Origin of the sequence: Mucilaginibacter sp. PPCGB 2223 (genome assembly GCF_001705515.1) — a bacterium.
Lineage (GTDB): Bacteria > Bacteroidota > Bacteroidia > Sphingobacteriales > Sphingobacteriaceae > Mucilaginibacter.
Map to the genome: position 1 here is coordinate 380,112 of NZ_MDJS01000003.1, position 26,453 is coordinate 406,564.

General features: G+C 47.4%; 26 protein-coding genes. 13 read left to right on the forward strand and 13 right to left on the reverse strand.

The features are described from left to right. Nucleotides 1–61: 61 nt before the first annotated feature. The 9 genes from ilvC to BEL04_RS16470 all read left to right on the forward strand — a co-directional run bounded on the left by ilvC (nt 62) and on the right by BEL04_RS16470 (nt 10,379). Nucleotides 62–1,120 carry a ketol-acid reductoisomerase gene (ilvC, locus tag BEL04_RS16430; RefSeq protein ID WP_066005875.1) on the forward strand — a complete coding sequence of 353 codons (1,059 nt, stop codon included), beginning with the start codon at nt 62–64 and terminating at the stop codon, nt 1,118–1,120. Between the two features lie 129 nt (nt 1,121–1,249). Next, nucleotides 1,250–2,008 (forward strand): trans-aconitate 2-methyltransferase, encoded by a 759-nt coding sequence (locus BEL04_RS16435; protein ID WP_066005876.1) that lies wholly within the window; start codon nt 1,250–1,252, stop codon nt 2,006–2,008. Nucleotides 2,009–2,125: 117 nt separating this feature from the next. After that, complete coding sequence (locus BEL04_RS16440; RefSeq protein WP_083227961.1) at nt 2,126–3,292, forward strand: 2-isopropylmalate synthase; 1,167 nt, start codon at nt 2,126–2,128, stop codon at nt 3,290–3,292. A gap of 42 nt (nt 3,293–3,334) precedes the next feature. Then, nucleotides 3,335–4,741 (forward strand): 3-isopropylmalate dehydratase large subunit, encoded by a 1,407-nt coding sequence (leuC, locus tag BEL04_RS16445; protein WP_066005877.1) that lies wholly within the window; start codon nt 3,335–3,337, stop codon nt 4,739–4,741. A gap of 84 nt (nt 4,742–4,825) precedes the next feature. Beyond that, nucleotides 4,826–5,422, forward strand: a complete 597-nt coding sequence (gene leuD / locus BEL04_RS16450; RefSeq protein WP_066005878.1) for a 3-isopropylmalate dehydratase small subunit — start codon at nt 4,826–4,828, stop codon at nt 5,420–5,422. A 100-nt stretch (nt 5,423–5,522) separates the two neighbouring features. Further along, nucleotides 5,523–7,040 carry an alpha-isopropylmalate synthase regulatory domain-containing protein gene (locus BEL04_RS16455; protein ID WP_066005879.1) on the forward strand — a complete coding sequence of 506 codons (1,518 nt, stop codon included), beginning with the start codon at nt 5,523–5,525 and terminating at the stop codon, nt 7,038–7,040. A 292-nt stretch (nt 7,041–7,332) separates the two neighbouring features. After that, nucleotides 7,333–8,394 (forward strand): 3-isopropylmalate dehydrogenase, encoded by a 1,062-nt coding sequence (leuB, locus tag BEL04_RS16460; protein ID WP_066005880.1) that lies wholly within the window; start codon nt 7,333–7,335, stop codon nt 8,392–8,394. Nucleotides 8,395–8,721: 327 nt separating this feature from the next. After that, nucleotides 8,722–9,966 (forward strand): beta-ketoacyl-ACP synthase II, encoded by a 1,245-nt coding sequence (fabF, locus tag BEL04_RS16465; protein WP_066006245.1) that lies wholly within the window; start codon nt 8,722–8,724, stop codon nt 9,964–9,966. A 113-nt stretch (nt 9,967–10,079) separates the two neighbouring features. Beyond that, nucleotides 10,080–10,379 carry a GIY-YIG nuclease family protein gene (locus BEL04_RS16470; protein WP_066005881.1) on the forward strand — a complete coding sequence of 100 codons (300 nt, stop codon included), beginning with the start codon at nt 10,080–10,082 and terminating at the stop codon, nt 10,377–10,379. A gap of 96 nt (nt 10,380–10,475) precedes the next feature. On the opposite strand, the gene BEL04_RS16475 is transcribed toward BEL04_RS16470, so the two are convergent. From BEL04_RS16475 to BEL04_RS16500, 6 genes are all read right to left on the reverse strand, one after another. Further along, nucleotides 10,476–11,489, reverse strand: a complete 1,014-nt coding sequence (locus tag BEL04_RS16475; RefSeq protein ID WP_066005882.1) for an ABC transporter ATP-binding protein — start codon at nt 11,487–11,489, stop codon at nt 10,476–10,478. 70 nt (nt 11,490–11,559) lie between these two features. Beyond that, the gene (locus BEL04_RS16480) at nt 11,560–12,381 is read right to left on the reverse strand and encodes an outer membrane beta-barrel protein (RefSeq protein WP_066005883.1); all 822 of its coding nucleotides are present in this window, start codon (nt 12,379–12,381) and stop codon (nt 11,560–11,562) included. 30 nt (nt 12,382–12,411) lie between these two features. Further along, a complete protein-coding gene (locus tag BEL04_RS16485; protein WP_139113078.1) occupies nt 12,412–13,185 on the reverse strand; it encodes a hypothetical protein in 774 nt (257 codons plus the stop codon). After that, nucleotides 13,175–13,744 carry an RNA polymerase sigma factor gene (locus BEL04_RS16490; RefSeq protein ID WP_066005885.1) on the reverse strand — a complete coding sequence of 190 codons (570 nt, stop codon included), beginning with the start codon at nt 13,742–13,744 and terminating at the stop codon, nt 13,175–13,177. Before BEL04_RS16490 ends, BEL04_RS16485 begins: the two co-directional genes overlap by 11 nt. A 90-nt stretch (nt 13,745–13,834) precedes the next feature. Further along, entirely contained in the window at nt 13,835–14,737 is a 903-nt protein-coding gene (locus BEL04_RS16495) for an AraC family transcriptional regulator (RefSeq protein WP_066005886.1), read from the reverse strand. 55 nt (nt 14,738–14,792) lie between these two features. After that, nucleotides 14,793–15,605, reverse strand: coding sequence for an SDR family oxidoreductase (locus tag BEL04_RS16500; RefSeq protein ID WP_066005887.1), 813 nt, complete (start codon nt 15,603–15,605; stop codon nt 14,793–14,795). A 119-nt stretch (nt 15,606–15,724) separates the two neighbouring features. Between BEL04_RS16500 and BEL04_RS16505 the strand changes: the two genes are divergently transcribed. Then, nucleotides 15,725–16,993, forward strand: a complete 1,269-nt coding sequence (locus BEL04_RS16505; RefSeq protein WP_066005888.1) for an amidohydrolase family protein — start codon at nt 15,725–15,727, stop codon at nt 16,991–16,993. Between the two features lie 499 nt (nt 16,994–17,492). On the opposite strand, the gene BEL04_RS16515 is transcribed toward BEL04_RS16505, so the two are convergent. Next, nucleotides 17,493–17,948 carry a nuclear transport factor 2 family protein gene (locus tag BEL04_RS16515; protein WP_066005890.1) on the reverse strand — a complete coding sequence of 152 codons (456 nt, stop codon included), beginning with the start codon at nt 17,946–17,948 and terminating at the stop codon, nt 17,493–17,495. A 125-nt stretch (nt 17,949–18,073) separates the two neighbouring features. Between BEL04_RS16515 and BEL04_RS16520 the strand changes: the two genes are divergently transcribed. The 3 genes from BEL04_RS16520 to BEL04_RS16530 all read left to right on the forward strand — a co-directional run bounded on the left by BEL04_RS16520 (nt 18,074) and on the right by BEL04_RS16530 (nt 21,324). Continuing rightward, nucleotides 18,074–20,434: an ATP-binding protein gene (locus BEL04_RS16520; RefSeq protein WP_066005891.1), complete on the forward strand. Its 2,361-nt coding sequence runs from the start codon at nt 18,074–18,076 to the stop codon at nt 20,432–20,434. A gap of 119 nt (nt 20,435–20,553) precedes the next feature. Then, on the forward strand, nt 20,554–20,862 hold the full coding sequence (locus BEL04_RS16525; protein ID WP_066005892.1) for a PqqD family protein: 309 nt from the start codon (nt 20,554–20,556) through the stop codon (nt 20,860–20,862). Between the two features lie 18 nt (nt 20,863–20,880). After that, nucleotides 20,881–21,324: a lasso peptide biosynthesis B2 protein gene (locus BEL04_RS16530; RefSeq protein WP_066005893.1), complete on the forward strand. Its 444-nt coding sequence runs from the start codon at nt 20,881–20,883 to the stop codon at nt 21,322–21,324. Between the two features lie 25 nt (nt 21,325–21,349). Here BEL04_RS16530 and BEL04_RS16535 read toward each other — a convergent pair whose 3' ends face one another. The 6 genes from BEL04_RS16535 to BEL04_RS16560 form a co-directional block, all read right to left on the reverse strand. Next, nucleotides 21,350–22,261: a sulfotransferase domain-containing protein gene (locus BEL04_RS16535; RefSeq protein ID WP_066005894.1), complete on the reverse strand. Its 912-nt coding sequence runs from the start codon at nt 22,259–22,261 to the stop codon at nt 21,350–21,352. Beyond that, nucleotides 22,254–23,162, reverse strand: a complete 909-nt coding sequence (locus BEL04_RS16540) for a serine kinase (protein WP_066005895.1) — start codon at nt 23,160–23,162, stop codon at nt 22,254–22,256. Before BEL04_RS16540 ends, BEL04_RS16535 begins: the two co-directional genes overlap by 8 nt. Nucleotides 23,163–23,282: 120 nt before the next feature. Then, a complete protein-coding gene (locus tag BEL04_RS16545) occupies nt 23,283–23,966 on the reverse strand; it encodes an FISUMP domain-containing protein (RefSeq protein ID WP_066005896.1) in 684 nt (227 codons plus the stop codon). A gap of 40 nt (nt 23,967–24,006) precedes the next feature. After that, nucleotides 24,007–24,810 carry an inositol monophosphatase family protein gene (locus tag BEL04_RS16550; RefSeq protein WP_066005897.1) on the reverse strand — a complete coding sequence of 268 codons (804 nt, stop codon included), beginning with the start codon at nt 24,808–24,810 and terminating at the stop codon, nt 24,007–24,009. Further along, complete coding sequence (locus tag BEL04_RS16555) at nt 24,800–25,267, reverse strand: GtrA family protein (RefSeq protein WP_066005898.1); 468 nt, start codon at nt 25,265–25,267, stop codon at nt 24,800–24,802. The genes BEL04_RS16550 and BEL04_RS16555 overlap by 11 nt, the downstream gene beginning before the upstream one ends. After that, nucleotides 25,260–26,441 (reverse strand): prolipoprotein diacylglyceryl transferase, encoded by a 1,182-nt coding sequence (locus tag BEL04_RS16560; RefSeq protein WP_066005899.1) that lies wholly within the window; start codon nt 26,439–26,441, stop codon nt 25,260–25,262. The genes BEL04_RS16555 and BEL04_RS16560 overlap by 8 nt, the downstream gene beginning before the upstream one ends. Nucleotides 26,442–26,453: the final 12 nt, after the last annotated feature.

Consider the following 26,453-nt stretch of genomic DNA (forward strand, 5'->3'; position numbering starts at 1 on the left):
AATAAAACCCAATAATCGGTGTAATCAAATAAACATCGGTGTAATCAAAAACAATAATCAAATGGCACAACTAAATTTCGGCGGCACAGTAGAAAATGTAGTAACCCGCGAAGAGTTCCCGTTAGCTAAAGCTCAGGAAGTATTAAAAAACGAAACTGTAGCAGTTATCGGTTACGGTGTACAAGGCCCCGGTCAGGCGCTTAATCAAAAAGACAATGGCATCAACGTAATCGTTGGTCAGCGTAAAGATTCAAAAACCTGGGATAAAGCTATCGCTGATGGCTTCGTTCCGGGCGAAACCCTTTTCGAAATCGAAGAAGCTTTACAGCGCGGTACCATTATCTGCTACCTGTTGAGCGATGCTGCACAGATCGCTTTATGGCCAACCGTTCAAAAACACTTAACTCCGGGCAAAGCATTATACTTCTCTCATGGTTTCGGTATCACTTTCAAAGAGCAGACCGGTATCGTACCTCCTGCCGATGTTGATGTATTTTTAGTAGCGCCAAAAGGTTCGGGTACTTCACTGCGCCGTATGTTCCTGCAAGGTCGTGGCTTAAACTCAAGCTTCGCTATCTTCCAGGATGCTACCGGTAAGGCATGGGATCGCGTTATCGCTTTAGGTATTGCAGTAGGCAGCGGTTACCTGTTCGAAACCGACTTCAAAAAAGAAGTATTCAGCGACCTTACCGGCGAGCGTGGTACTTTGATGGGTTGTATCCAGGGTATCTTTGCCGCTCAGTACGAAGTATTGCGCAGCAAGGGCCATACGCCATCTGAAGCTTTCAACGAAACTGTTGAAGAGCTGACCCAATCGTTAATGCCATTGGTTGCCGAAAACGGTATGGATTGGATGTACGCCAACTGCTCAACCACCGCACAACGCGGCGCGTTGGATTGGTGGAAAAAATTCCGCGATGCTACCAAACCTGTGTTTGAAGAGCTTTACGAAAGTGTAGCGACCGGTAAAGAGTCGCAACGCTCTATCGACAGCAACAGCCAGCCAGATTACCGTGTAAAACTGGATGCCGAATTAGCAGAATTACGCAACAGCGAATTATGGCAGGCGGGCAAAACCGTACGCAGCTTACGCCCTGAAAACCAGCCGGTAGAAGCATAATTATAGTAGCAAGTAGTTAGTATCAAGTAGCAAGACAAAAAATCTTAATACTTGATACTCGCTACTTGATAACTAACTACAGGGACAGAGAATCTTGATACTTGATACTCGCTACTTGATACTAACAAAATGAAATGGAACGCTGAACTATATGACCAAAAACACGCTTTCGTATACCAATACGGCGAGAGTGTATTGGAATTGCTGGATGCACAACCTGGCGAGCGTATCCTTGATCTGGGTTGCGGTACCGGTTATTTAACACAACAGATCAATGATCTGGGTGCCGATGTGGTAGGCATCGATTACTCGCCCGAGATGATACAAAAGGCCAAGGAAACTTATCCCGAAGTATCTTTCAGCGTTGCCAATGCATCGAAATTCAGTTTTACCGAACCGTTTGATGCCGTATTCAGCAACGCGGCCCTGCACTGGGTGCAGGATCACGACAGCATGATGCGCTGCGTTTACAACAACCTTAAACCCGGCGGCCGCTTTGTAGCCGAAATGGGTGGCAAAGGCAACGTGCAGCAATTAATTGCCGCAACAAAACAGGTACTGTTAAAGTACGGCTACAGCAAACAAGCCGAAATTATGTTATGGCGTTTCCCGGGCTTGGGCGAATATACCAGCGAGTTGGAAAGCCATGGTTTCCGCGTAACGTTTGCCCTGCATTTTGACCGCCCTACTGCCCTGCAGGATGGCGACGAAGGCGTAGCCAAATGGATAGCCATGTTTGGCGAACAATATTTTGAAGGCGTGCCTTCAGAGCAAAAACAGCTGATGCTGAAAGAAATTACCGAACTGCTGCGCCCTACTTATTATAAAGACGGGATCTGGTATTCGGATTATAAAAGATTGCGATTTATCGCTTTTAAGGAGTTGTGAGTTGTCAGTGGTCAGTGGTGAGTTAAACCATTGTAAATTGAAAAAACCAACGAATAAAAGCCAACATAAAAGAAACTGAAAACTGTCAACTAACAACTGACAACTAAATTAAAGACTATGTTACACGATCCAAACCGCGTTTATGTTTTTGATACCACGCTCCGCGATGGCGAGCAGGTGCCGGGATGCCAGTTGACTACTCCCGAAAAGATCGAGATAGCCCGCGAACTGGAAACGCTGGGCGTTGACATTATCGAGGCAGGCTTCCCTATCTCAAGTCCGGGCGATTTTCAAAGCGTTGTCGAGATATCCAAGGCAGTTAAAACCCCTACCGTTTGCGCGCTTACCCGTGCCAACAAAGGCGACATCGATGCCGCTGTTGAGGCTTTGCAATACGCCAAACACCCGCGTATCCACACCGGCATAGGCTCGTCGGATATGCACATCAAACATAAATTCAACAGCACCCGCGAAGAGATATTGGAGCGCGCTGTTGAAGCGGTTAAATACGCCAAAAAATCGGTCGAAGACATAGAGTTTTACGCCGAAGATGCGGGCCGTGCCGATATACACTACTTGGCTCAGATGGTGGAGGCGGTCATCGCGGCAGGCGCCACCGTTGTCAACATCCCCGATACCAACGGCTACTGCCTGCCCGACCAATATGGCCAGAAGATCAAATTCCTCAAAGAAAACGTTAAAAATATAGATAAGGCGATTATCTCGGTACATTGCCATAACGACCTTGGCCTGGCCACCGCCAACTCGGTTGCAGGCTTACAAAACGGCGCCCGCCAGATCGAGGGCACCATCAACGGTATCGGCGAACGCGCGGGCAATACCTCTATCGAAGAGGTGGTCATGATCCTGAAAACTCACGCTTCGCTGGGCTTACATACCAACATCAACACCAAAAACTTTTACGAACTGAGCCGCATGGTAAGCACCCAAATGCGCATGCCGGTACAGCCCAACAAAGCTATCGTAGGCGGCAATGCATTCGCGCACAGCTCTGGCATTCACCAGGACGGTTTTTTAAAGAACCGCGAGAACTACGAGATCATCCGCCCTGAAGACGTGGGCTTCCCGAGCGCGAGTATCGTATTAACCGCCCGCAGCGGCCGTCACGCTTTAAAGTTCCATTTGGAGCGCCTGGGCCATAACCTGGATAAGGAACAATTAGCCGATGCTTACCATCGTTTTCTTACCTTAGCCGATAGTAAACTGGATATTAACGACGATGATTTAACTTTGCTGATGAAAGCCGTAAAACAAACAGCATAAACCAATCACCCGATAAGAATATAGATATTAATAAGAATAAAAATGAGCAAGACATTATTTGATAAGGTGTGGGACAAGCACGTGGTACGTAAAATAGAAGGCGGCCCCGACGTATTGTTTATCGATCGTCACCTTATTCACGAAGTAACCAGCCCGGTAGCCTTTTTAGGTTTAAAAAGCCGTAACATCGGTGTTTTATATCCAAACCGTACATTCGCTACGGCCGATCATAACACGCCAACCATTAACCAGCACTTACCAGTTGCCGACCCACTTTCGGCAAACCAGCTGCAAGCTTTAGAAACCAACTCTAAACAATATGGTATCAGCCACTGGGGTTTGGGCCATCAAAAAAATGGTATCGTACACGTTGTTGGTCCTGAGTATGGTATCACCCAGCCCGGCGCTACCATTGTTTGCGGCGACAGCCATACCTCTACCCACGGCGCATTTGGTGCGATAGCTTTTGGTATCGGTACCTCCGAGGTGGAAATGGTTTTGGCAACACAATGCATTATGCAGCCTAAACCTAAAAAAATGCGCATTAATGTAAACGGCAAGCTGGGCAAAGGCGTTACGCCGAAAGATGTGGCCTTGTTCATCATCTCACAATTAACAACTTCGGGCGCTACAGGTTATTTTGTGGAGTACGCCGGTGATGTTTTTGAGAACATGACCATGGAAGGCCGTATGACTGTTTGTAACCTGAGCATCGAGATGGGTGCCCGCGGCGGTATGATCGCTCCGGATGAAACCACCATCAACTATGTAAAAGGCCGCGAGTTTAGCCCTAAAGGCGAAGCCTGGGATAAAGCCTTAGCTTACTACAAAACTTTAAAAACCGATGCCGACGCGGTTTTTGATAAAGAATATACTTTCGATGGAGCTTCTATCGAACCGATGATCACCTACGGTACCAACCCTGGTATGGGCATGGGCATCTCGCACGAGATACCTGACGCTGCACATGTTGAAGGCGGTGCCGCCACTTACGAAAAATCGCTGGGTTATATGGGCTTCCACGAAGGAGAAAGCATGATCGGTAAAAAGGTTGATTTTGTATTCGTGGGCAGCTGTACCAATGGCCGTATCGAAGATTTCAGGGCGTTTACTTCCCTTGTAAAAGGCAAGCACAAAGCCGATGACGTTACGGTTTGGCTGGTACCCGGCTCACACATTGTTGAAAGCCAGATTAAAGAAGAAGGCTTGCTGGATATCTTAACCGAAGCAGGTTTTGTTCTGCGCCAGCCAGGTTGCTCGGCTTGCTTAGCTATGAACGACGACAAAGTACCTGCGGGCAAATACGCGGTGAGTACTTCGAACCGTAACTTCGAAGGCCGCCAGGGCCCGGGTGCGCGCACCATGCTGGCCAGCCCTCTGGTTGCCGCAGCAGCAGCCGTAACCGGCAAAGTAACCGACCCGAGAACGTTAATTGAAGAATTAGTTTAAAAAAAAAGACCATAGACCATGGTCGATAGTCCATAGACATTTTTTGCTATGGACTATGGACCATCGACTATAAACTAAATAAAAATGGCTTACGATAAATTTACAGTATTGCGGAGTGCAGCAGTCCCGCTTCCGATAGAAAACGTGGATACCGACCAGATCATTCCCGCGCGCTTTTTAAAAGCTACCGAGCGTGTTGGTTTTGGCGATAACTTGTTCCGCGACTGGCGCTATAACGCTGATAACACCCCAAAAGCGGACTTTGTATTGAACAACCCAACTTACAGCGGTAAAATACTGGTTGGCGGTAAAAACTTTGGTTCGGGCTCATCGCGCGAACATGCAGCCTGGGCAATTTACGATTATGGTTTCCGCTGCGTGATCTCGAGCTTTTTTGCCGATATCTTTAAAAATAATTGCTTAAACATCGGTGTATTGCCGGTACAGGTTAGCCCGGAATTTGCCGAAAAGATCTTTACCGCCATCCACGCTAACCCTAAAACCGAAATTGAGGTTAACCTGCCCGAGCAAACCGTTACATTGGTGAGCACCGGCGAAAAGGAAAGCTTCGACATTAGCCCGTACAAAAAAGAAAACCTGATGAACGGTTTCGACGATATTGATTACCTGTTGAACATCAAATCGGATATTGAGGAGTTTGCATCGCAACTGCCGCTTTAAAACATGATCATTAAAAAAGCTAAAAGCGTTTCATAGATCATGAAACGCTTTTACGCTATATAACCGCTGCCACACCGCAGCATAAATACTATCCATTAAAATGGAACGAAGGAAAATAGAGATAATGGACACGACACTCCGCGATGGTGAACAAACCTCGGGCGTATCGTTTTCGGCATCCGAAAAATTAACCATTACGCAGCTCTTGCTGGAAGAGCTGCATGTCGACCGCGTGGAGATCGCGTCGGCCCGTGTATCCGAAGGTGAGTTTCAGGCCGTAAAAAGTATTTTAGACTGGGCCGAAATTAATGGGTATGCCGACCGTATTGAGGTTTTAACCTTCGTTGATAACGGCGTTTCGATCGACTGGATGGTAAAAGCAGGCGCCAGGGTACAGAACCTGTTAACCAAGGGTTCCATGAATCACCTCACCCACCAGCTTAAAAAAACACCTGAGCAGCATTTTGCCGAGATAGCGCACGTGATCGGCCTGGCCGCGAAGAGCGGTATCGCCACCAACGTTTACCTGGAAGACTGGAGCAACGGCATGCGCAACTCGCCCGATTATGTGTTTGAGTTTTTGGATTTTTTAATCAAACAACCCGTAAAACGGATCTTACTGCCCGATACTTTAGGTGTGTTAACTCCCGAAGAAACGTACAAATACCTGTCGCAGATCAGGGCTAAATACCCCGAAACACACTTTGATTTCCATGCCCACAACGATTACGACCTGGGCACCGCCAACGTTTTGGAAGCCGTAAAGGCTAACGTAAACGGGCTGCATCTCACCGTTAACGGCATGGGCGAGCGTGCCGGTAACGCACCCATGGCCAGCGTGATTGCCGTTATCAAAGATTTTGCAAAAGATGTGGATATGCGCCTTAAAGAATCGTCGATCTATTCAGTTAGTAAACTGGTAGAAACTTTTTCGGGCATCCGCATCCCGGCTAATAAACCGATCGTCGGCGAAAACGTGTTTACGCAAACCGCTGGCATCCACGCCGATGGTGATAACAAGCACAACCTGTATTTTAACGATCTGCTGCCCGAACGCTTCGGCCGCAAGCGCGCTTATGCTTTAGGCAAAACATCGGGCAAGGCCAATATCGAAAAGAATTTGCAGGAACTGGGCTTAAAGCTGAATGATGCCGACCTGAAAAAAGTTACCCAGCGTGTTATCGAACTGGGCGACCGTAAGGAAACCGTAACCAAGGAAGACCTGCCCTACATCATTTCCGACGTGCTGGACAGTAACCTGTACGAAGAAAAGGTTAAAATCGAATCGTACGTATTGATGCATGCCATGGGTTTCCGCCCGTCGGCAACCATCTCGGTAAAGATAGACGGTGAAAGCTTTGAAGAGAATGCACAAGGCGACGGCCAGTTCGACGCTTTTATAAACGCATTGAAGAAAGTGTACAACAAAAAGAAGCTCCGTTTGCCTAAACTGATCGATTATACAGTACGTATAGCCCCAGGAAGTAGCAGCGATGCCTTGTGCGAAGCCGTAATTACCTGGGAAACGGAACAAAAGAAGTTCATCACCCGCGGCCTCGACTCGGACCAGGCGGTTTGCGCCATAAAGGCTACGCAGAAGATGCTGAATATCATTTAGTCGAGAGTCATGAGTCGAAGAATGACTCCTGACTTATAACTCTCAAGACTCTCGACTAAAACGCGTTAGGGATGGAAGCGGATACCGGCCTTGTGGCTAAGGCCTTGTGCAGTATGAGCGTACAGCCCGGCCCGCAGGGAACGCCCACAAAAAGAAGCAAGAAACAAGCCTCAGGAAGCAAGATTTGATCTTTGAGCAAAAAATAAGATAAAAACAACTAAATAAACCTTTCCTTAGCGTTTACGCGCCTTTGCGTGAGACCGTTTGAGAAAGACCATAATCAACAAAAACAATGAAATTAAACATCGCCCTTTTGGCAGGAGACGGCATCGGTCCGGAAGTTATCGACCAGGCCGTTAAAGTATCAAACGCTGTAGCAAAAAAATTCAACCACGAAATTGTATGGACATCGGGCCTCACCGGCGCCGCCGCTATCGATGCGGTTGGTGAGCCTTACCCCGACTTAACCCACGAGATCTGTATGGCTGCCGACGCTGTACTGTTCGGCGCTATCGGCCACCCGCGTTTTGATAACGATCCTAAAGCAAAAGTTCGCCCGGAGCAAGGTTTATTGAAAATGCGTAAAAAATTAGGCTTGTTCGCCAACGTGCGCCCTACGTTTACTTTCCCATCGCTGATCGATAATTCGCCTTTAAAACGCGAGCGCATTGAGGGTACCGACCTGATCATCCTGCGCGAACTGACCGGCGGTATTTACTTTGGCGAGCGTGGCCGTAAAGATGATGGCGATACCGCTTTTGATACCTGTACCTACACCCGCGAAGAGGTAAAACGCCTGGCCAAATTAGGTTTTGAAATGGCGATGGCACGCGGCAAAAAACTATGCTGCGTAGATAAAGCCAACGTGTTGGAAACCTCACGCTTATGGCGCGAAACCGTGCAGGATATGGAAAAAGATTTCCCCGAAGTAACCGTAAGCTACGAGTTTGTTGATGCCGTGGCCATGCGCCTGGTACAATGGCCGAACAGCTACGATGTGCTGATCACCGAGAACCTTTTCGGCGATATTTTGACTGATGAAGCATCGGTAATTTCAGGTTCGATGGGCCTGATGCCGTCGGCATCTATCGGCGTGCATACTTCGTTGTTCGAGCCTATCCACGGTTCGTACCCGCAAGCTGCCGGCAAAGATATTGCCAACCCATTGGCTACCGTACTTTCGGCCGCTATGATGTTCGAGGATGCATTTGGTTTGAAGGAAGAAGCCGCCGCTATCCGTGCCGTAGTTAACAAATCGTTAACCGAAGGCATAGTTACCGAAGACCTTGCAGGCAAAGAAGCCAAAGCCTACAAAACCAGCGAAGTTGGTGACTGGCTAGCTAAGAATATTTAAGCTGAAATTATATAACACATTACGAAAGCAGCTCAATATGGCTGCTTTTTTTGTTTAAATACGCAACGCGCATTAGGGATTGAAGCGGATACCGGCCCGTGGCTAATGCCTGTGCAGTATGAGCGTAAAGCCCGACCCGCAGGGGAATGCCCAAAACTCATTAAGATTTTCACGCAAAGACGCGAAGGCGTTAAGAAATAACTTAAAAAACTTTGCGTCTTAGCGCCTTTGCGTGCGAACCCGCTTGCCAATCGTGCTGGGCAAACCAAACATTTCATTAGGGATATTTTGATTTTTTTAAGTACTTCGCCCTCAAATTTGATCCCCATGCTAAAGAGAGTTGTAGTAACAGGTATTGGCGCGCTCACCCCGCTGGGCAACGATGCCGAAACGTTTTGGAGCAATATTGTGAACGGCAAAAGCGGCGCCGCAAACGTAACCCGTTTTGATGCGACCCCTTTCCGCAGCCATATGGCCTGCGAGTTGAAAGGTTTTGACGCGACCACCGTGCTCGACCGTAACGATATTAAACGCAACGACCTGTTTACCCAATACGCCTTAGCAGCTACCGACCAAGCTATAGCCGACTCGGGCTTCGAATTCGAAAAAATGTCGCCATTTGATGTGGGTGTGATTTGGGGCTGCGCGCACGGCGGCACCATCACCTTCGAGGAGCAGATGAAAGAATACATTAAAGGCGATGGTACACCGCGCTTTAACCCATTCTTTTTGCCTAAAGTACTGGTTAATATGGCTTCGGGAATGATCTCGATACGCCATGGCTATATGGGGCCAAACTATACCGCAGTTTCGGCCTGTGCCAGCTCGAATACCGCTTTGATGGAAGCATCCAACAATATCCGCTTAGGCAAGGCTACCATTATGATCACCGGCGGCTCGGAAGCGCCCATTACCGAGTCATCTTACGGCGGTTATTGTGCCTTAAAGGCCATGTCGGCACGTAATGACGACCCTGAACATGCATCCCGCCCGTTTGATGTGCACCGCGACGGCTTTGTCATCGGCGAGGGCGCAGGCGCATTGGTATTAGAAGAATATGAACACGCCAAAGCTCGTGGCGCCAAGATATACGCCGAACTGGTAGGTACAGGCGCTACAGGCGACGCTTACCATATGACAGCGACACACCCCGAAGGTTTGGGCGCGATTCGCGCCATGCAAATGGCTTTAAAAGAAGCCGGATTAAGTATAACAGATGTGGATTATATCAACCCCCACGCTACTTCAACGCACGTAGGCGACCTATCCGAAACCAAAGCAATCGCCGCGCTTACCGGCGATCAGAAAACAAAACTGCATATCAGCGCCACCAAATCCATGACGGGTCACTTGCTCGGCGCTGCCGGCGCTATCGAATCGATCATCTGTTTACTGGCTATCCGCGATGGTGTAGTACCACCAACCATCAACACCGAAAGCATAGACCCGGAGATACCGCAGCATTTAAATATTGTGCTAAAAGAAGCCTTACAGAAAAAGGTAAACGTAGCCATGAGCAACACCTTCGGCTTCGGCGGGCATAATGGTATTGTGGTGTTTAAGGGAGTGTGATGGTGAATGGTGAGTAGTCAATAAAAAATACGTCATGCCGAACTTGTTTCGGCACCCCATCATAAAGGTATACGCCATACAAGACAACGCAATATAATTCAACAAGAAAAGCAATGTCATTATACAAACAGGGGCACGTGTACATAATGACAAATAAATACCGCACTGTATTTTACATTGGTGTCACAAACGACCTACGTACCAGAGTATGGCAGCACATCAATGGAGAGGGATCCGCCTTTGTAAAGAAATACCGCTGTTTCGATTTAGTTTATTACGAACACCATATACGAATAACGGATGCTATTGATCGTGAAAAACAATTAAAGAACTGGCATCGGGATTGGAAAACTAATTTAATACAATCGATGAATCCGGAAATGAAAGATCTAAAGGAGGAAATAAATAGCTAACGTGCTTTAGATGTTCCCTATTGATTGTCCTCAGGTTTGTCCTGTGGGGTGCCGAAACAAGTTCGGCATGACTTCAATCTGTTAACTCACCATTCACTATTTCCATTGCCCGTACTCAAAATGCTTTTTGATACGGATACTTACCGGCGTACCAACCGGATATTTATTGAGCTCGAGATTTAATACACGCAATTTTACATCCTCTTTTTCAACAATTACATCCTCAAAAAAGCCTTTAAATAAAACCTGCACTACCGTCCAGTCTTTCTTTTTACCCCAGGTATTGGCTATCTCTACATTTTCGGGGTTAATCGCCACCGTACCGCGCTGGGCAGTTATGCCGCATACCTTAGCTTCTTGGTTAGTTAGTACCGAGCAGTGCGCCAGTATTTGCGCCGTATACAGCATACCGGGGTTCTGATACAATTCTTCCGGCGTTCCTGCCTCAACAATTTCGCCCTGTTTTAAAACGATCAGGTCATCAGCCATTGAAAGCACTTCGGCCGGGTCGTGCGATACGAGTACAACCGTCAGCCCGGTTTCTTTTACGATGTTGCGGATGTTTTGCTGCAAACCTTCGCGAAACGAGGCGTCCACCTGGTTAAAAGGCTCATCCAAAAACAACACCTCAGGTTTGGTGATCAACGCCTTGGCAATAGCCACACGCTGTTTCTCGCCACCGCTCAGATCCGTTACACGCTGGTCTTTCAACTCATAAACTTTAAGCTGTTTTAGAGCAGCCGCGGTAGCTGTTTCTTTATACTTCAGATCGGTATTGGGCAGCAGCGAAGCCACATTCTGCCAAACGGTGGCAAACAGGTTCAGGTCGTCGGTATGCTGGGTTACCATCTTCATCCGGTCGTGGCCGGGTATCAGCTTTTCTTCGGGGCCGATGACACGGTCGCCTTTAAAGAACACTTCGCCTTCTTCGGGACTTAACAACCCGTACAGCAGCTTAAGCAAGGTACTTTTACCGCTGCCGCTTTCGCCGACTATGGCGGTTATTTTACCCTGTTTAATGGAGAGAATAATATTATTTACGCCCGATTCTTTATCGTCGCTATAGTTTTTAGTTACCGATACCGCGTCTAAATACGATGGGTTTGACATGCCGGTAAATATACAATAAAACAAAAAATCCCGGATGTTGGTCCGGGATCACATTTGTTAACATTTTTTCTTAGAAGCCAAACTGAAGGCCGAAGTTGAAGTTCTTCAATCCTTTCTGATCGGGCGTGTTCACAAACATATCGTTAAAGAAATATTTGGTAAAGATGCCGAAGCTGCCATAACCTATCTTGGCAAAACCGCCGTACTCAAAACGTGTGAAGTGGAAATCGTTGAAATTTTTTGTTTTACCGTGTTCGCTGCTGATCTGTTTCTGCATACCGTCTATCAAAAAGCCAACTTCGGGGCCGGCGGCGAAATGGAAGCGGGTATTGTGCTTATCGGGCGATGAGCGGAAATCGAACGCCAGCGGCAGCACCAGGTAGTTCGACGAAAAACGATTCTTCGAATAATGATTGGTGGTGTTTACTACATAGGTTAGTGTAGGGACGTCGGGTACTATATCGATGTTTTTTTGCAGGCGTATTAGTGTCCAGTCAAAATCGGCTGTCATGTATATCTTAAAGTTATCGGTAAAACGGTACCCGAATTTAAACACGCTGAAACCTACATAACTGGTTTTAGCCTGGCTGTAGTTCAAAAAATCATTTTTAGGCGACAAGGTAAAGCTGCCGTTATCAACCAGTGTGGCAAAGCCCAGGTGAAAATCATCCAGCGTAAGCCCTATCGAAAAACCTGTTTTGGGCTTTGTTTCGGTTTTTACCGAATCCTTGTAACTACGGTTATACCAGGTATGGGTTTTGTTTTTATGCTTAATGATGATGGTATCTGATGTGCCTGGATTTGATGCTGATGTTGTAGCCGATGTGTTTTGCTGTGCAAATACGCTCCCCAGCATACCGCAAAATATTGCGGTAATAATTAAACGTTTCATAATATTTATGTGATTTATTTTAGACTGAAATTAATTCTGTTTTTTAACTTTTAACGGCCCAAGGTTTACTCCGGTAACGTTCAGTAACTCGTCTTCATCGTCATCGTTCTGGCCAAACTGTATGATCTTGTTATCCCGCTTATCCACTTTGGCTATCACTACGTTGAGCAGGTCGCCCAGGCTGTGTATCTTTTTCTTTTTAACCGCCTCGGTAATTTTCATTGCCGGTATATTGTTTGCCGTTAAAGCTTTTACCTGGTTGCCAGCTGGTTCGGTTTTAGGCGTTACGCTGGCAATGGTGTTGGCTACCGGAACCAGTTTAGTAACATTTTCCTGATGCTCTGGCTTGCTGATATTCACCACTTTAGGGACAGCTGAAACTATTGCACTATCAATCGGGCCAGCCACAATACCGCCCTTAGTCTCTGGTTTATCTGCCATGGTACGCGTAGCCGCCAATACGTTTTGCGGCTGCGGTGTTGCCGGCTGCCCTGCTGTTAAATCGGGCATATCTCCGGTAACCGATGGTCGTTGTGTAACGGCAGCAACCGCATCGTTAATGGTTTGCTGCGGGTCGTAATTGCCGTGCAGCTCCAGTTTTTGGGTGTGCGGCATAAATAGCAGCCCCGCAGTAAGCAATATCACCAAAGTTGCCGCTATACTCAACATCGGCGCCAGGCCCGAACCTGCTTTGCGGCTGCCCGGTATTTCGGGTACTATCTTATCCCATAAGCCCGCCGATGGCTCCATCTCCAGGTCGTTTAACTGGGCGCTGAATAGCTGGTCAAATTCTTTATCCGACATTTTCATATCTCTTTCCTTCCAATTTTACGATCTGTTCCTTTAATATTGTCCTTGCCCTCGATAACTGCGATTTCGACGCGCCTTCGCTGATCGTCATCATCTCGCCTATCTCTTTGTGGCTGTAACCTTCAATAGCGTATAAGTTAAACACCATGCGGTACCCTGGCGGCAGCTGCTGTATCAAAGCCAGCAGGTCCTTCACACCTAAGTTCGATGCCGCCAAAGGGTCAACCCCGTGCACGTCGTGTGCGGTATCAATATCTACCACCTGCATCATTTTGTGATGTTTACGGTAATACTCGATCGACGAATGCACCATGATCCTCCTCACCCAACCTTCAAACGAGCCATCGCCCCTAAAATCGTCCATCTTGTTAAAAACCTTAATGAACCCATTCTGCAGCATATCTTCGGCTTCCATTTTATCGGCAGCGTAGCGCATGCAAACGCCCAGCATTTTTGACGCAAGGAGTTTGTACAGCCCTTCCTGCGCCTTACGCTCGCCGTTACGGCAGCCTTTTACTAATTGCTCTATGGTAAGGTTGTGATCCAAAAACATCATTTAAAGGTAAGATGAAATGTTTAAGCGAATGGTTGCATCGGATAAAAATATTTTTTACTGATGCGGGAAGAAATAAAAAATACAGGCCTAATTCAAATGCCGGTATTCGCTGGGCGATTTGCCCGTTTTGGTCTTGAATATCTTGGTAAAATGCGAGGGGTGCTCAAAACCGAGCGCATAAGCTATCTGGCTGATGGAATTATCGGTACCCCACAGTTGCGATTTGGCTTTGTCAATCATCTCCAGGTGGATATGCTCCTGCGTGGTTTTGCCGGTAAATTTATTGAGCAGGTCCGAAAGGTAATTTGGCGAGAGGTTAAGCCGCGATGCAAAATAGCCCACATTAGGTAAACCTGCATCAATCAATGTGCTTTGCGCGAAATAACCTTTTAACAGTTTTTCAAATTGCTGCACTACATCCGAGTTCACTTTTGCCCGGGTATAAAACTGCCGGTCGTAAAAGCGGTTACAATAGTTCAGCAAAAGCTCGATATTGCTTACGATGAGCCCTTGTGTGTGCTTATCCATGTTTTGCGAATACTCTCTTTCTATCTTGGCAAGGCAATCTTCGAGTATTTGTTTTTCTTCTTCCGAAATATGCAGGGCCTCATTCGTTTCGTAATTAAAAAACGAATACTCATGTATCTTTTTACCCAAACTGGTGCCATGGATAAGATCAGGATGAATAAACAGCGCCCAGCCTTCGTCAACCACCACATCGGGGCCTGGAGCAATTACCTGCCAGGGGGCGGTAAACATTAACGATCCTTCGTTAAAATCATAATGCCCCTTGCCGTACTTTAAAGTCCCCTCAAACTTTTTGCACGAAATAGTATAAAATCCAAAGCGATAAAGGCCATCATACTTTGGTGTTTTGGCATAAAAGTCGGCATGGTCTATCAAACTTACCAGCGGGTGTTTGGGCGATGCGTACTGCACCAATTTATGCAAGTCGCTGATGGATTCAAGATCGGTATATTGTGTTGACATGGTGATATAAAGTTAAGCAAAACAATGGCCGCCTGGTTTATGGGCGGCCATTTAATTACAAGCCTGTTTGTGCGGCCATCATCTTTTTAAAATCAATGTCATTCAATTGCTGCCTGGCCTGTACCACCTGCTCGGCATCGCTGCCGCTGAGGTAACGTAGCCTTTCGGTGCCATCTGTGGCAGCCTCATAAATCACCTCGGCTACTTCGGCAATATTCGCCGACATTGGCCAGTTATCAATCATCCCCATAAACTTTTTAAACGGTGCGCTGTATTCAGCCAGTTCGCCGGCATCCATAACGTCCATCGATCGGCCGGCAAATTCTGTTTTATAACCGCCCGGCTCAACCAGTTTTAAACGGATGCCCAAGGGGTTAAGCTCATACTGCAGCGATTCGGTTAAGCCCTCAACCGCAAATTTGGTAGCATGGTAAAGCGATGAGAACGGGAAAGTTAACCTTCCTCCTATCGACGATACGTTGATGATAACGCCCGACTGCTGCGCACGCATACCCGGTAAAACTGCTTTGGTCGTTTCAATTAATCCAAACAGGTTAACTTCAAACTGTTGCCTTATCTGGCTTTCGCCGGCGGTTTCGAGTGCGCCCATGGCACCGTAACCGGCATTGTTCACCAGCACATCGATCTGGCCAAATCTGGCAATACTTTGCGCTACGGCGTTTTGTATGCTCGCGTTATCGGTCACATCCAATTTGGTAACCAGCACATTATCCAACGCTGTTAATTCGGTTTCTTTTTCGGGCGAACGCATGGTTGCTGCCACGTTCCAGCCTTGTCGGCTAAATAATTTTGCTGTTTCACGGCCAAAGCCTGATGACGCTCCTGTTATCAATACTGTCTTTTTCATTTTGTATCTGTTTTAATTTGTTAATACAAAGTTCCGTCGGGCGGCCTGCGCGGGCTTATACCTTTCTACGCATTGCTTATACATTTTAAGGTTGCCGCAAATTGCTATATTTATAAACCATGAAATATTATTCAGCCTTAATGATAAGCCTCTTCATTGGCTTCTATACCGATGCGGCTCCTGCCGATACCGCCATCCTATTCAAACCCGACCGTGTTTTCGACGGGAAGGAAATGCACCCCGGCTGGTGGGTACTGGTGACCGGCAACCATATCGAAGCCGCGGGCGAACCTGCAATAATTCATCCGCCCAAACTGGTAAAAGTAATTTCCCTTCCGGGGATGACGCTGCTGCCGGGCCTGATCGAGGGCCACTCGCACCTCTTCCTGCACCCATACAACGAAACCACCTGGAACGACCAGGTGCTCACTGAGAGCCGTGCCGAGCGCACCGCCCGGGCCGTTACCCACGCCTGCGCTACGCTGATGGCGGGCTTTACCACCACGCGCGATCTCGGCACCGAAGGAGCAATGTACGACGATGTCGGGCTGAAGACCGCGATCGAAAAAGGCCTTATCCCCGGCCCGCGTATGCTCGTAGCCACCCGGGCCATTGTGGCTACAGGCAGTTACGGGCCAAAAGGTTTGGTAAGCGAGGCCACTGTACCCAAAGGCGCCGAGGAAGCCGACGGTACCGACGCGCTTACCCGCGCGGCACGTACCCAAATAGGTAATGGTGCCGACCTGGTGAAAGTATACGCCGATTACCGCTGGGGCCTGAACGACGCTCCCGCCCCTACTTTTACCATCGAGGAGTTGAAAACGGTGGTCGACGTGGCGGCCAGCTCCGGCCGCATGGTTGTTGCCCATGCCGGCACCGCCGAAGGGATGCGCCGCGCCATTTTAGCGGGCGTAAAAACCATTGAGCACGGCGACGGCGGTACACCCGAAATATTTGCGCTGATGAAAGAACGGGGCGTAGCCTATACCCCAACCATAGCCGCTGCCGAGGCCACCACCGCTTACAAAGGCTGGCACAAAGGCATCGACCCCGACCCGGAGCGCATCATCCAAAAACATAAAAGCTTTACCGCTGCCCTGCAAAGCGGCGTAACGATATGCTTCGGCGGCGATGTGGGTGTGTTCGCTCATGGCGATAACGCCCGCGAAATGCTGCTGATGGTAGAGTACGGCATGCAGCCCGCCGATGTACTGCGCTCGGCCACATCGGTAAATGCCGAAGTATTCGGCCTGCACAACCTGGGCAATATCAAACCCGGCTACCTTGCCGACTTAGTTGCCGTTTCCGGGAACCCTACCAGCGATATTAAACTTATGAAACAGATGCGTTTGGTGATGAAGGATGGGGTGGTGATGAAGAAAGAGTAGATTAGTCGTAATACTTATGTGACACAAGCCCGCGTTAGCGATTGCAGCGCCTGCCGGCAGGCAGGGATACCGGCCGTGTGGCAGGCTAAGGGCTGGCCGTGGCTGATGCCAGTGTAGTATGAGCGGAAAGCGCGGCCCAAAGGGAAACGCCCTAATCAAAGCAAAAGTTGAAACAATTTAAGGTTCGTTATACTTTTGCTTTTTCCTCGGCTTTCTTTCGTAATTCCTTCGCGTCCCATCAGCATTCCAAAAAGGCTTTTGGCGAAACATAGGAATAAATACAACCAAGCCAAAAAGTATCAGAATACCAAAGATCATTAATATCTGCATTGGCCCCAGGTCTGATCTGTAAATCCCGCCGTATTTATCATACATTACGCTGCTTGCGCCAAATCCTCCCCATAAACCTAAAGTTCCATATAAACCAAAAAGTATGGTGGTTATACAGTAAACAATAAAAAATAGCTTTTCTACCCTGTTTGGAAAAAGCCCCATCTTCCTACACCTTAACCGCCTGCCTTGCCAGTAAATGCCAGCTGCCGTGGCTTTTTTGCCAAACCAGCAATATGCCAAGGTGTACGGCGCCGGGTCTGCCGCTATCGTTGGTTTTGGCCGATAAGATATGCCTTACAATGGCGGTATTACCAACCACTTTAATGGTTTGCTCGGTAAACTCGAGCGTTACAAATACCGATGCCCCGGTAGCAAAACTGCTGATGAACTCGTTCTTGTTTTGCAGTTTACCGCTGCTGTGGCCGTAGCTCAGCTCGTCCATAGCAATGTTTCGTAACTGTACGGTATCGGCCTTAACCATGGCGGTACGCAGGCCCTCAACGGCCCGGGCCACTTCCTTTTCGTCTTTGCTTTGCGCAAAGGATGCCAGGCTCATCAGGCTAAAACCAACGGCCAATAGGGTGAATAATAAGGTGCGGATGTTTTTTACAGGTCTTCTCATACTCAAATATCTTTATTGTGCAACGCATTTGCAATAGGTTGCAACAATAATAGGCGTTGTACGTATAAGTGCGCATAAACCGCCCCGGTTTAATTTAACAGTATGTATATTTGTAATTGCGTTGAATGATGATGATGTGGGAAGAAATGACAGGTGTTGAAGCAAAAGCGGCGCAAAGCGAAATGGTTAAAAAATTAGGCAAGCTTGAACTTACGCTAAGCAAAGCGCAGCAACTGATGCACTTTGGTACCTGGGAGCTCGACCTGGAGACCATGATCCGCTATTGGAGCGATGAGGTGTACGACATTTTGGAGATAGACCCCGATAAGCGGACATACATTGCCGACCCTTTTAAATATTACTCGCCCGACTCCATTACACTCGTGCAAACCACCATGGCTAAATCGATAGCCGATGGCACCGCCTGGGACATCGAAGTTAAAGTGATCACCGAAAAGGGCAACGAGCGCTGGGTGCGTGCCTGCGGCGATGTAACCATGAAAGACGGCAAAGCCGTGAAACTATTTGGTATTATACAGGATATCAATGAGCATAAACGCGCCGAAGAGAACCTGAAAGTGCTGTTCGAGCATTCGGCCGATGCCCATTTGCTGTTCAACGAAAACGGGCTGATAGATTGTAACCATGCCGCGGTAGAGATGCTGCTGCTTAAAAACAAAGCCGAGCTGTTATCATCGCACCCGGCTAAGTTTTCGCCCGAGTACCAGCCCGATGGCCGCCGGTCGGACGAGAAATCGGTTGAGATGGACCGCATAGCCCGCGAAAAAGGCATCCACCAGTTTGAGTGGATACACCGCAGGGCCAACGGCGAAGATTTCCCGGTACAGGTTACGCTAAAGTCGGTAACTGTTGGCGATAAACCGGCCCTACTGGTTGTTTGGCACGATATTACCCAGCGCAAACGCGCCGAAGAACGCTTAAGGCAAAGCGAAGCCATGCTCACCGAATCGCAGCAACTAACGCACAGCGGCAGTTGGGAGGCTGATCTGGTTACGGGCAAAAACTACTGGTCGGCCGAAGCGTTCCGCATTTTCGGGCTCGAGCCCGATAGCACCGGCCCGGCTACCGACCTGTTTTACAAAATGATACACCCCGATGATAAGGAGTTGTATAAAACCCGTGTAAACGAAGCAATTAATAAGCAAACGCCTTCGAGTTTCGACTTGCGCATCATCCTGCCCAGCGGTAAGGTAAAATTCATCAGGGCCATAGGCAAACCCTTTGTTAATGCTGCCGGTAAGGTTACCAAACTGTACGGGGCCATACAGGATATCGACGACCATAAACGCTCCGAAGCCGAACTGATCAAAGCTAAAGAGCTGGCCGAGCAGGCTGCTGTGGCCAAATCGCAGTTCCTCTCGACCATGAGCCACGAGATACGCACGCCCATGAACGCCGTTATAGGCTTTACACACCTGCTGCTCCAGCACGACCCTCGGCCCGATCAGCAGGAGTATCTCAATATCCTGAAGTTTTCGTCGGAGAACCTGCTGGTGCTGATCAATGATATCCTTGATTTTAATAAGATAGAGGCTGGTAAGCTGGAGTTTGAGGAAGTTGATTTTAACCTGAGCCGGCTGATAGATAACATCCGCCTGGCGCAGTTACAGCGTGCGCAGGAAAAAAACATCAAGCTCAAGCTGATGATGGACGAGGACCTGCCCAACGCCGTCATCGGCGATCCTATCCGTTTGGGGCAGATATTGACCAACCTCATCAGCAACGCGGTTAAATTTACTAAAGAGGGTAAGGTGGTGATATCGGCCACGCTGGCCGAAACACAAAAAGATCATACTATTATTGATTTTGAAGTTGCTGATACAGGTATAGGCATCGCACCTGATAAGATCGATTCTATTTTCGAAAGCTTTACCCAGGCCAGTTCGGATACGACACGCAAGTTTGGCGGCAGCGGCCTGGGCCTGACCATATCCAAGCGCCTGCTCGAGCTGATGGGTAGCAAAATAAGCGTAAAAAGCGAAGTGGGCCAAGGCTCTGTTTTCAGTTTCAGCCTCAAGCTTAAGATCAGCAGCAAGCAACTGGCTCCGGTTTTAGAGAATATCCAGGATATCAAAAGCTTGAAAGGCACACGTTTGCTCATAGCCGACGATAACCAGATCAACGTATTGCTGGCCAAACAGTTTATGAAACAATGGGACGTTGATTGCGACGTGGCCGAGAACGGCGTAATTGCCTACCAACTGATACAAACCAACAACTACGACATGGTATTGATGGACCTGCAAATGCCCGAAATGGATGGTTACCAAACCACCGAAAAGGTACGGCAACTGCCAGACGAAAAATATGCCAGCCTGCCTATTATTGCTTTAACAGCTTCGGCTATGCTGGATATCAAGGATAAGGCATTTGAATCGGGCATGAATGATTATATCAGTAAGCCTTTTAACCCCGACGATTTGTACCGCAAGATAGCTACCTACTCGGGCCGCAGACTTAATTAAGCAGAAAGTAAATTATTGCTGTAAGAAAATTTAGTAGCATCGTGATCTTTTTATGGCGATGTTTTTGTAGTTTTGTGTATACACAAACAACAACTCTGTAAACTCCAATTAATACAATCATGCCAAACTCTACTCCCCAGGTTTTTAATCCAGATACCATTATACAACGTAACGAAAGCCGGTTCTTAGCCAGCCAGCTTGGCACCGAAACCGTGATGATGGATATGGACAGCGGCGATTACTTAGGTATCAACAGTGTAGCATCGGATATGTGGGCTTTATTAGAGCAGCCAATTAAAGTTGAAACATTGATCAAAAACATGGTTGAAATGTATGATGTAAGCGAGGAGGTTTGCAGGGCCGAGGTTGATGCCTTTTTACCAAAGATGTTTGCCCAAAATATGCTTATCGTTAAGGATGCAGCATAAAAACAACCCGGATGCGCAATGAAGATACTGCGTAAATTCAAAACATTTGTTAAACTGCCGGCACGTACCAAACTGCTGTTTGCCGAGGCTTTTTTTACATCGGCATGGGTTAAAGCAAGTCTCAAGTTCTTCCCGTTTAAACGGGTAATGGGTTGGTTGGGCGGCATACAGCAGGAAAGCGATGCCGAAGCCGATCCCAACACGCTGGAGTTACGCCGTGAGGTAAAAGCTGCATTAAGCCTGTGCAACAAATATGCGCCATGGCCTACCGAATGCTATACTTTATCGCTAACGGGCAAACTGTTATTAAGGCGCCGCCGTATTAAAAGCACCCTTTACATCGGTTTTATGAAAGATGAAAACGGCAAGTATAAGGGGCATGCCTGGCTACGGGCAAACGACCTTTACATATCGGGCATTAAGGAAGCCCGCGGTTACCAGATCCACTCGCGCTTTAGTTGATCAGTGTATTATATCCCTCTTTTGTTTATCCTTTTTGTTCCGAAGTTTCGGTAGATATTTCGGGCATCTCTGTCGGGTAGCCATATTTTTCCATTACGGTTTTGTGATGAGTAATAACGGATCGTATTTGTTCGGCACTTAGTTCTTCTTTCCAGCCGCCTGATTTTCCTTTGCGGAAAAACGATTCGCTCTTAATGTTCTTTTCGCCGAAACCTTTCTCTTTCTCTTTTTCCTTCAGCCGCTCAAAATTACTGGCTTTAATGGCCTTTTCTACCTGGCCTGGCTCTACCTCAATGCCCATAAACTCTACTGCTTTAGTAAAGGTCTCTAAACCATTGTGCAGCATATCTTCATAACGAAGCACCAGTACCGGGAAAGGCACTTCGGGTGCGGTCCAACTCTCAACATGGCCGCTCCAGCTAAACATCAGCTGCCTGAACTGGTTATTCACATTAAAGTTATTCTTCTGCCTGGCTAAACTGCCATTGGGTTTATTCATAATATGTATAGCCTCGTCAAGCGTACCGTTATTATGATTGGCAAACGATGCCACAACATCAAGCGGGTTACGGATAAAGTATACAGCACAGCGGGTAGGTTCGGTGGGTACGATTGGATTATTTTCTGTGTTAAATGCGTACGCATCGTGGATCTTTATAAACAGGTTCTTCTTTAGATACCACCCGGCCATATCACAAAACACCTCGGGGATAATATCTTTCACCTCTTCATCGTACAAATAGGTCGAATCGAGATCGGTACTGTTATCAAATATAAAACGCGACGAAAAAATACCGTCGGTTTTCATTTGGTTGATGTCTATTTCGCCATCGTTAAGCAATGCTGTTAAAAATGCCCTGAACCAGGTATTTCCGCTTTTTGGGTACGATGCCAGCCAAACTATTTTTTTTTGTTCGGTTGCTTCTCCGTTATTCATTTGGCTGCAGTACGTTAGTTATTAATTCGATTACCCTTGTTAAAGTATTCTCGCCCAATGGCCTGCTTATTCTGTAAATAGGCGCTGCATTGGTTAAGCGGGTTATCGCTGCAAAATGCTGATTACGCTTTTGCATGGCGTTCATTTGCACAGGGCGATAGGTATTACGTTGCAATTGAGCAAATGCAGCTATCGATGCCAGGGGTTTAATTGATACCTCGTCTATAGTATTGTTCGAATCGAGTAAAAATATGTATTTAACCGTTTTGGGCAAGATATCGAACTCATCGTGGTAAAACCGTGCAAATTTGGGTAATTGCGGGCGTATCTTTTCTTCCTCGGTGGCCATATCCAGGCCTGCTTTATGAAAGGTATCGGCCCAAAGTTTAATCATGGGATATGATGGCACCGCAGTAACCTGGTCGCCGTCAACTTTCAGTACGCAGACATCGTCCGAAAATACCTTGTAACCCTTTTGCTGAAGCATGGTGGCCGTGGTCGACTTACCTGCTCCGGATGGGCCGCAGAATATAGCGATACCTTCATCGAGCATCACCGCCGACGCATGCAAAGGGATAGAGTTACGCTGGTGTAAAACGGCTGCCATGGCATTGCTCAGCAAAAAAAGGCGGATACTTTTTTCGTCGGCGTCTGGTTTAGGCTCAACAATGATCTGATTACCGTTAGCAACGTAATACGTGGCTACAGGTAATTTTTGCAGGTATTCGGTAGCCGTTATAGATACCTTAACTTTTTTAACAACTCCTTCGGCGGTAAGTTCGGCAGGCACGGCGCCTAAATTAATTGTCAGGTCCGGCGCTTCTGTAAACGCAAATGGCAGAAATTCGGGGAACTCAATTTCGGAAGATATCAGTAAGCCAAAGCCCCAGTATTGGTGCATCAATAATTAGATTTAGTAATAGAGTAATGTATTGCAAATAACCAAAAAAATGCGGGATATAAAAATTGAATTTTTAATTAAGTGACTGTCCAGATGATAACGGGAATGCAGAGCCCGCGCCTACCAGTAATCTTTGACGCATCTTAAACTCAAATAATCATCCCGATCTGTTACATCGCGGTAAACGCCTGTTTTATCCTTTCTTATCTCGTGGTAAGCTATCGGCAAGCCATAACCGGTGCTTGTCCAAAAATAAGCGCTGGCCGCTAACCCGCTAAAATGGTTATGATGCTGGCGGCCTGCATACAACGCGTCGAAACCGCTCAAACCACCCACTAAAAACTTGCCTGCAATATTGCCGCGGCTACCCACCTGGCCGGCTTCGGCGTAGGCCAATCCCAGATCTCGCTCCAACAACATCCATTCGGTATCGGTAGGTACATGCCAGCCTTTAGGGCAAGCCTTAAGCAAAGCGCTAAAGGTGTAAAGCCTGCCGTAAATTTGTGCGTTATATTGGTCGTTATTGTAAGCTACCGAGCCTGTTTCGGTCTGATAATTCAGGTTTTGCGCCATCCACACCTGTGAGCCTACTTTAACCCATTTATAGGTTTGTTTGTCGCGCTCATCGGTAAACTGGCCGGTGGTAACTGCAGGGAAAGAGGCGGCAGGGGCTCTATTTTGACCATTGAGGTATATTTCGGTAGTAAAGGGTGTGGAGCCGATCTTTTTGGCTTTAATAACGGCCGGATTGGTTGCACAACCGGGTATAAACAGGACAATAAGCAAAAAGATACGCTTATTCAAACCGGGAGATAATTAATTATACTAATATAAATATTCCCGGCTAATTGCTCCCGCCCGGGAAATACTTCTGTATCATATCCAGCAGTTCACTGGTAATGAGGCCATTGGTTGCCACAACTTCGCGGGTATTGAAATTATCCGGACCGCCGGAGAAATTTACAACTTCTCCGCCAGCCTGGCGTACGATCACAATACCTGCTGCCATATCGTAAGAGTTGAGGTTATACTCGTAGTAGGCATCGAACCTGCCACAAGCCGTGTAAGCCAGGTCGACAGCCGCCGAACCCAGCCTGCGGATGCCATGGCAGCTGCGCATCAGCTCGGCAAACATTTCGATATACGCACGCTGTTTTTCGAAATCATAATACGGAAAGCCGGTGGCTAACAGGGTATCGGCAATTTTTGGCGCTTTGCTCACCTTAATTTCTTTACCGTTCAAATAGGCCGGTGAGCCTTTGCAGGCGTAAAAGCATTCGTCCTGGTTAATTTCGTACACTACACCCATTACCAGTTCGTCGTATTCCTGCAAAGCAATACTTACCGAAAATACGGGCAGGCCGTGGATAAAATTGGTGGTGCCATCCAGCGGATCGATAATCCAGGTATAGCGCGGGCCGATATTGGTTCTTGTTTTTTCTTCGGTGATGAAACCTGCTTCGGGCAGTATCTTTTCCAAACCGGCAACGATCTGCTCTTCGGCGCCTTTATCAACGTAGGATACCAGGTCGTTAGTGCCTTTATATTCGATGGCATCGGCACTGAACTTTTTCCGCTCCTGGCGGATAAAATCGCCTACTTGTTTAGCTAACTCAACTACCTGACCGGTTATATCTTCAAGATGCATGATGACGTAATGATAGATTAAATGAGAACAGTTTGTGAATAAAAAAGCTTGCAAAAAACAGACTTAGAGCAGCACCCGGGCGAGCCACCGCCGGGGCTATTTTGAAATGATTGATCAATATTGCTAAAATGCCAAGATTGGCGAAATAACCGAGGATAGCAACACCAACAAAGCGAAAGAATTGCTTGCCTGGCGAAAGAGTAGAAGATGAGAAAACTAAAAATCTGGTAATTAAAAAATTAACTATGACACCCATTGCGAATGCTATAGTAAAAGCCAGCACATATTTCGAGACATCGATGCCTAAAATACTAAAGCTTTTTTGTTTAAGGATAGCATAAAAAAGGATATCAAAGGCAGCCATATCAACGGCAAAACCGACACCCGCCGAGAGTACGAAACGAACAACCTGGTTATCTAACAGTTTATGGCCCGTGGTCGGATTTGCTTTAGCCATTTTTTGCTGCTTTAGCCTTGAAAGGGTGCTTTAAGGCGTAGCTTGTTAAACCTATACCGGCGGCAATTAATATGAGTGAGATGAGTTCGGCCTGGGTGAACGAGATACCGGCAACCACATAACGCGTGTTCACACGGATCAGCTCGATTAAAAACCTTTCTGCGCCGGTCACGATGAGGTAGATACCAAACATTAAACCGGGTGCGTGCAGTTTTTTGCGTATGCTCCATAAAAAAAAGAAAAGCACCAGGCACATCAGCGTTTCGTAAAACGGCGTCGGGAAAACCGGTATGGCCAATTCGTGGCAGTATTTGCCCACACAGTTAGGTATCAGTGTATGCGGGTCGCTCATGTTTACATTATGCGGGTATTTAAAACTCCACATCCAGTCGGGCGCCCAGCTTAACCAATGTGGTTTTGGTGCGGGGTTGTTGATACCCCAATCGCCATCACCGGCCATCTGGCAGCCAATACGACCAACTGCGTAGCTCAACATCATACCGGGCCCGCCGATATCCAGCATAGTTAAAGGCTTAACACCGTTCTTATTGGCTACGTATAACACCGCCGCACCGCCGCAGATCAAGCCACCATAAAACGTTAAACCGCTAAACCCAATGAGCATACCAACCGGATCTGCCATAAATTCGCCCCAGTTCTCTAAAGCGTTGAATACCTTGGCGCCTGCAAATCCCGCAACAGCAGCCCAAAGCAAAATAACGCCCATCAGTTCGTGCGGGTGTACGATAACCTGCTTTTGTTGGGGTTCGGGATATTCGTCGGCAACTTTTTTCTTTTCGATATAGCTCCAGTAGGTCAAACCGATGGCGCCAATGATACCACCAATCCAGTTACCGCGACCTGACAACAGAAAATCCTGCGGGCTATCTACTAACGCCGAGTAATGCATCGCTGCATCGACTAATTTATAACCGATAATGAATCCGAATACGCCGTTCAGCAATACTTCGGTATAGTTTACCGGTCCGCCAATGGTAACCATTCTCTTGAAAGAATGTACGTAACCCAACTCTTCCTTACGTTTAAATTCTTTCTCAAATGCCCAGAAAGCGCACATAAATGCTATCGCCACAAAAAAACCAAAGGTTTGCACAGGCAACGGGAAATTCCAACCGGTAAGGTATCTGATAAGTTCGGTTATGGTAGGGAACATGGATGATGTTTT

Excerpts from the sequence above, each read along its gene's own strand:
- ilvC (WP_066005875.1), top strand. The coding sequence starts at position 62 with ATGGCACAACTAAATTTCGGCGGCACAGTAGAAAATGTAGTAACCCGC.
- BEL04_RS16435 (WP_066005876.1), top strand. The coding sequence starts at position 1,250 with ATGAAATGGAACGCTGAACTATATGACCAAAAACACGCTTTCGTATAC.
- BEL04_RS16440 (WP_083227961.1), top strand. The coding sequence starts at position 2,126 with ATGTTACACGATCCAAACCGCGTTTATGTTTTTGATACCACGCTCCGC.
- leuC (WP_066005877.1), top strand. The coding sequence starts at position 3,335 with ATGAGCAAGACATTATTTGATAAGGTGTGGGACAAGCACGTGGTACGT.
- leuD (WP_066005878.1), top strand. The coding sequence starts at position 4,826 with ATGGCTTACGATAAATTTACAGTATTGCGGAGTGCAGCAGTCCCGCTT.
- BEL04_RS16455 (WP_066005879.1), top strand. The coding sequence starts at position 5,523 with ATGGAACGAAGGAAAATAGAGATAATGGACACGACACTCCGCGATGGT.
- leuB (WP_066005880.1), top strand. The coding sequence starts at position 7,333 with ATGAAATTAAACATCGCCCTTTTGGCAGGAGACGGCATCGGTCCGGAA.
- fabF (WP_066006245.1), top strand. The coding sequence starts at position 8,722 with ATGCTAAAGAGAGTTGTAGTAACAGGTATTGGCGCGCTCACCCCGCTG.
- BEL04_RS16470 (WP_066005881.1), top strand. The coding sequence starts at position 10,080 with ATGTCATTATACAAACAGGGGCACGTGTACATAATGACAAATAAATAC.
- BEL04_RS16475 (WP_066005882.1), bottom strand. The coding sequence starts at position 11,489 with ATGTCAAACCCATCGTATTTAGACGCGGTATCGGTAACTAAAAACTAT.
- BEL04_RS16480 (WP_066005883.1), bottom strand. The coding sequence starts at position 12,381 with ATGAAACGTTTAATTATTACCGCAATATTTTGCGGTATGCTGGGGAGC.
- BEL04_RS16485 (WP_139113078.1), bottom strand. The coding sequence starts at position 13,185 with ATGTCGGATAAAGAATTTGACCAGCTATTCAGCGCCCAGTTAAACGAC.
- BEL04_RS16490 (WP_066005885.1), bottom strand. The coding sequence starts at position 13,744 with ATGTTTTTGGATCACAACCTTACCATAGAGCAATTAGTAAAAGGCTGC.
- BEL04_RS16495 (WP_066005886.1), bottom strand. The coding sequence starts at position 14,737 with ATGTCAACACAATATACCGATCTTGAATCCATCAGCGACTTGCATAAA.
- BEL04_RS16500 (WP_066005887.1), bottom strand. The coding sequence starts at position 15,605 with ATGAAAAAGACAGTATTGATAACAGGAGCGTCATCAGGCTTTGGCCGT.
- BEL04_RS16505 (WP_066005888.1), top strand. The coding sequence starts at position 15,725 with ATGAAATATTATTCAGCCTTAATGATAAGCCTCTTCATTGGCTTCTAT.
- BEL04_RS16515 (WP_066005890.1), bottom strand. The coding sequence starts at position 17,948 with ATGAGAAGACCTGTAAAAAACATCCGCACCTTATTATTCACCCTATTG.
- BEL04_RS16520 (WP_066005891.1), top strand. The coding sequence starts at position 18,074 with ATGATGATGATGTGGGAAGAAATGACAGGTGTTGAAGCAAAAGCGGCG.
- BEL04_RS16525 (WP_066005892.1), top strand. The coding sequence starts at position 20,554 with ATGCCAAACTCTACTCCCCAGGTTTTTAATCCAGATACCATTATACAA.
- BEL04_RS16530 (WP_066005893.1), top strand. The coding sequence starts at position 20,881 with ATGAAGATACTGCGTAAATTCAAAACATTTGTTAAACTGCCGGCACGT.
- BEL04_RS16535 (WP_066005894.1), bottom strand. The coding sequence starts at position 22,261 with ATGAATAACGGAGAAGCAACCGAACAAAAAAAAATAGTTTGGCTGGCA.
- BEL04_RS16540 (WP_066005895.1), bottom strand. The coding sequence starts at position 23,162 with ATGCACCAATACTGGGGCTTTGGCTTACTGATATCTTCCGAAATTGAG.
- BEL04_RS16550 (WP_066005897.1), bottom strand. The coding sequence starts at position 24,810 with ATGCATCTTGAAGATATAACCGGTCAGGTAGTTGAGTTAGCTAAACAA.
- BEL04_RS16555 (WP_066005898.1), bottom strand. The coding sequence starts at position 25,267 with ATGGCTAAAGCAAATCCGACCACGGGCCATAAACTGTTAGATAACCAG.
- BEL04_RS16560 (WP_066005899.1), bottom strand. The coding sequence starts at position 26,441 with ATGTTCCCTACCATAACCGAACTTATCAGATACCTTACCGGTTGGAAT.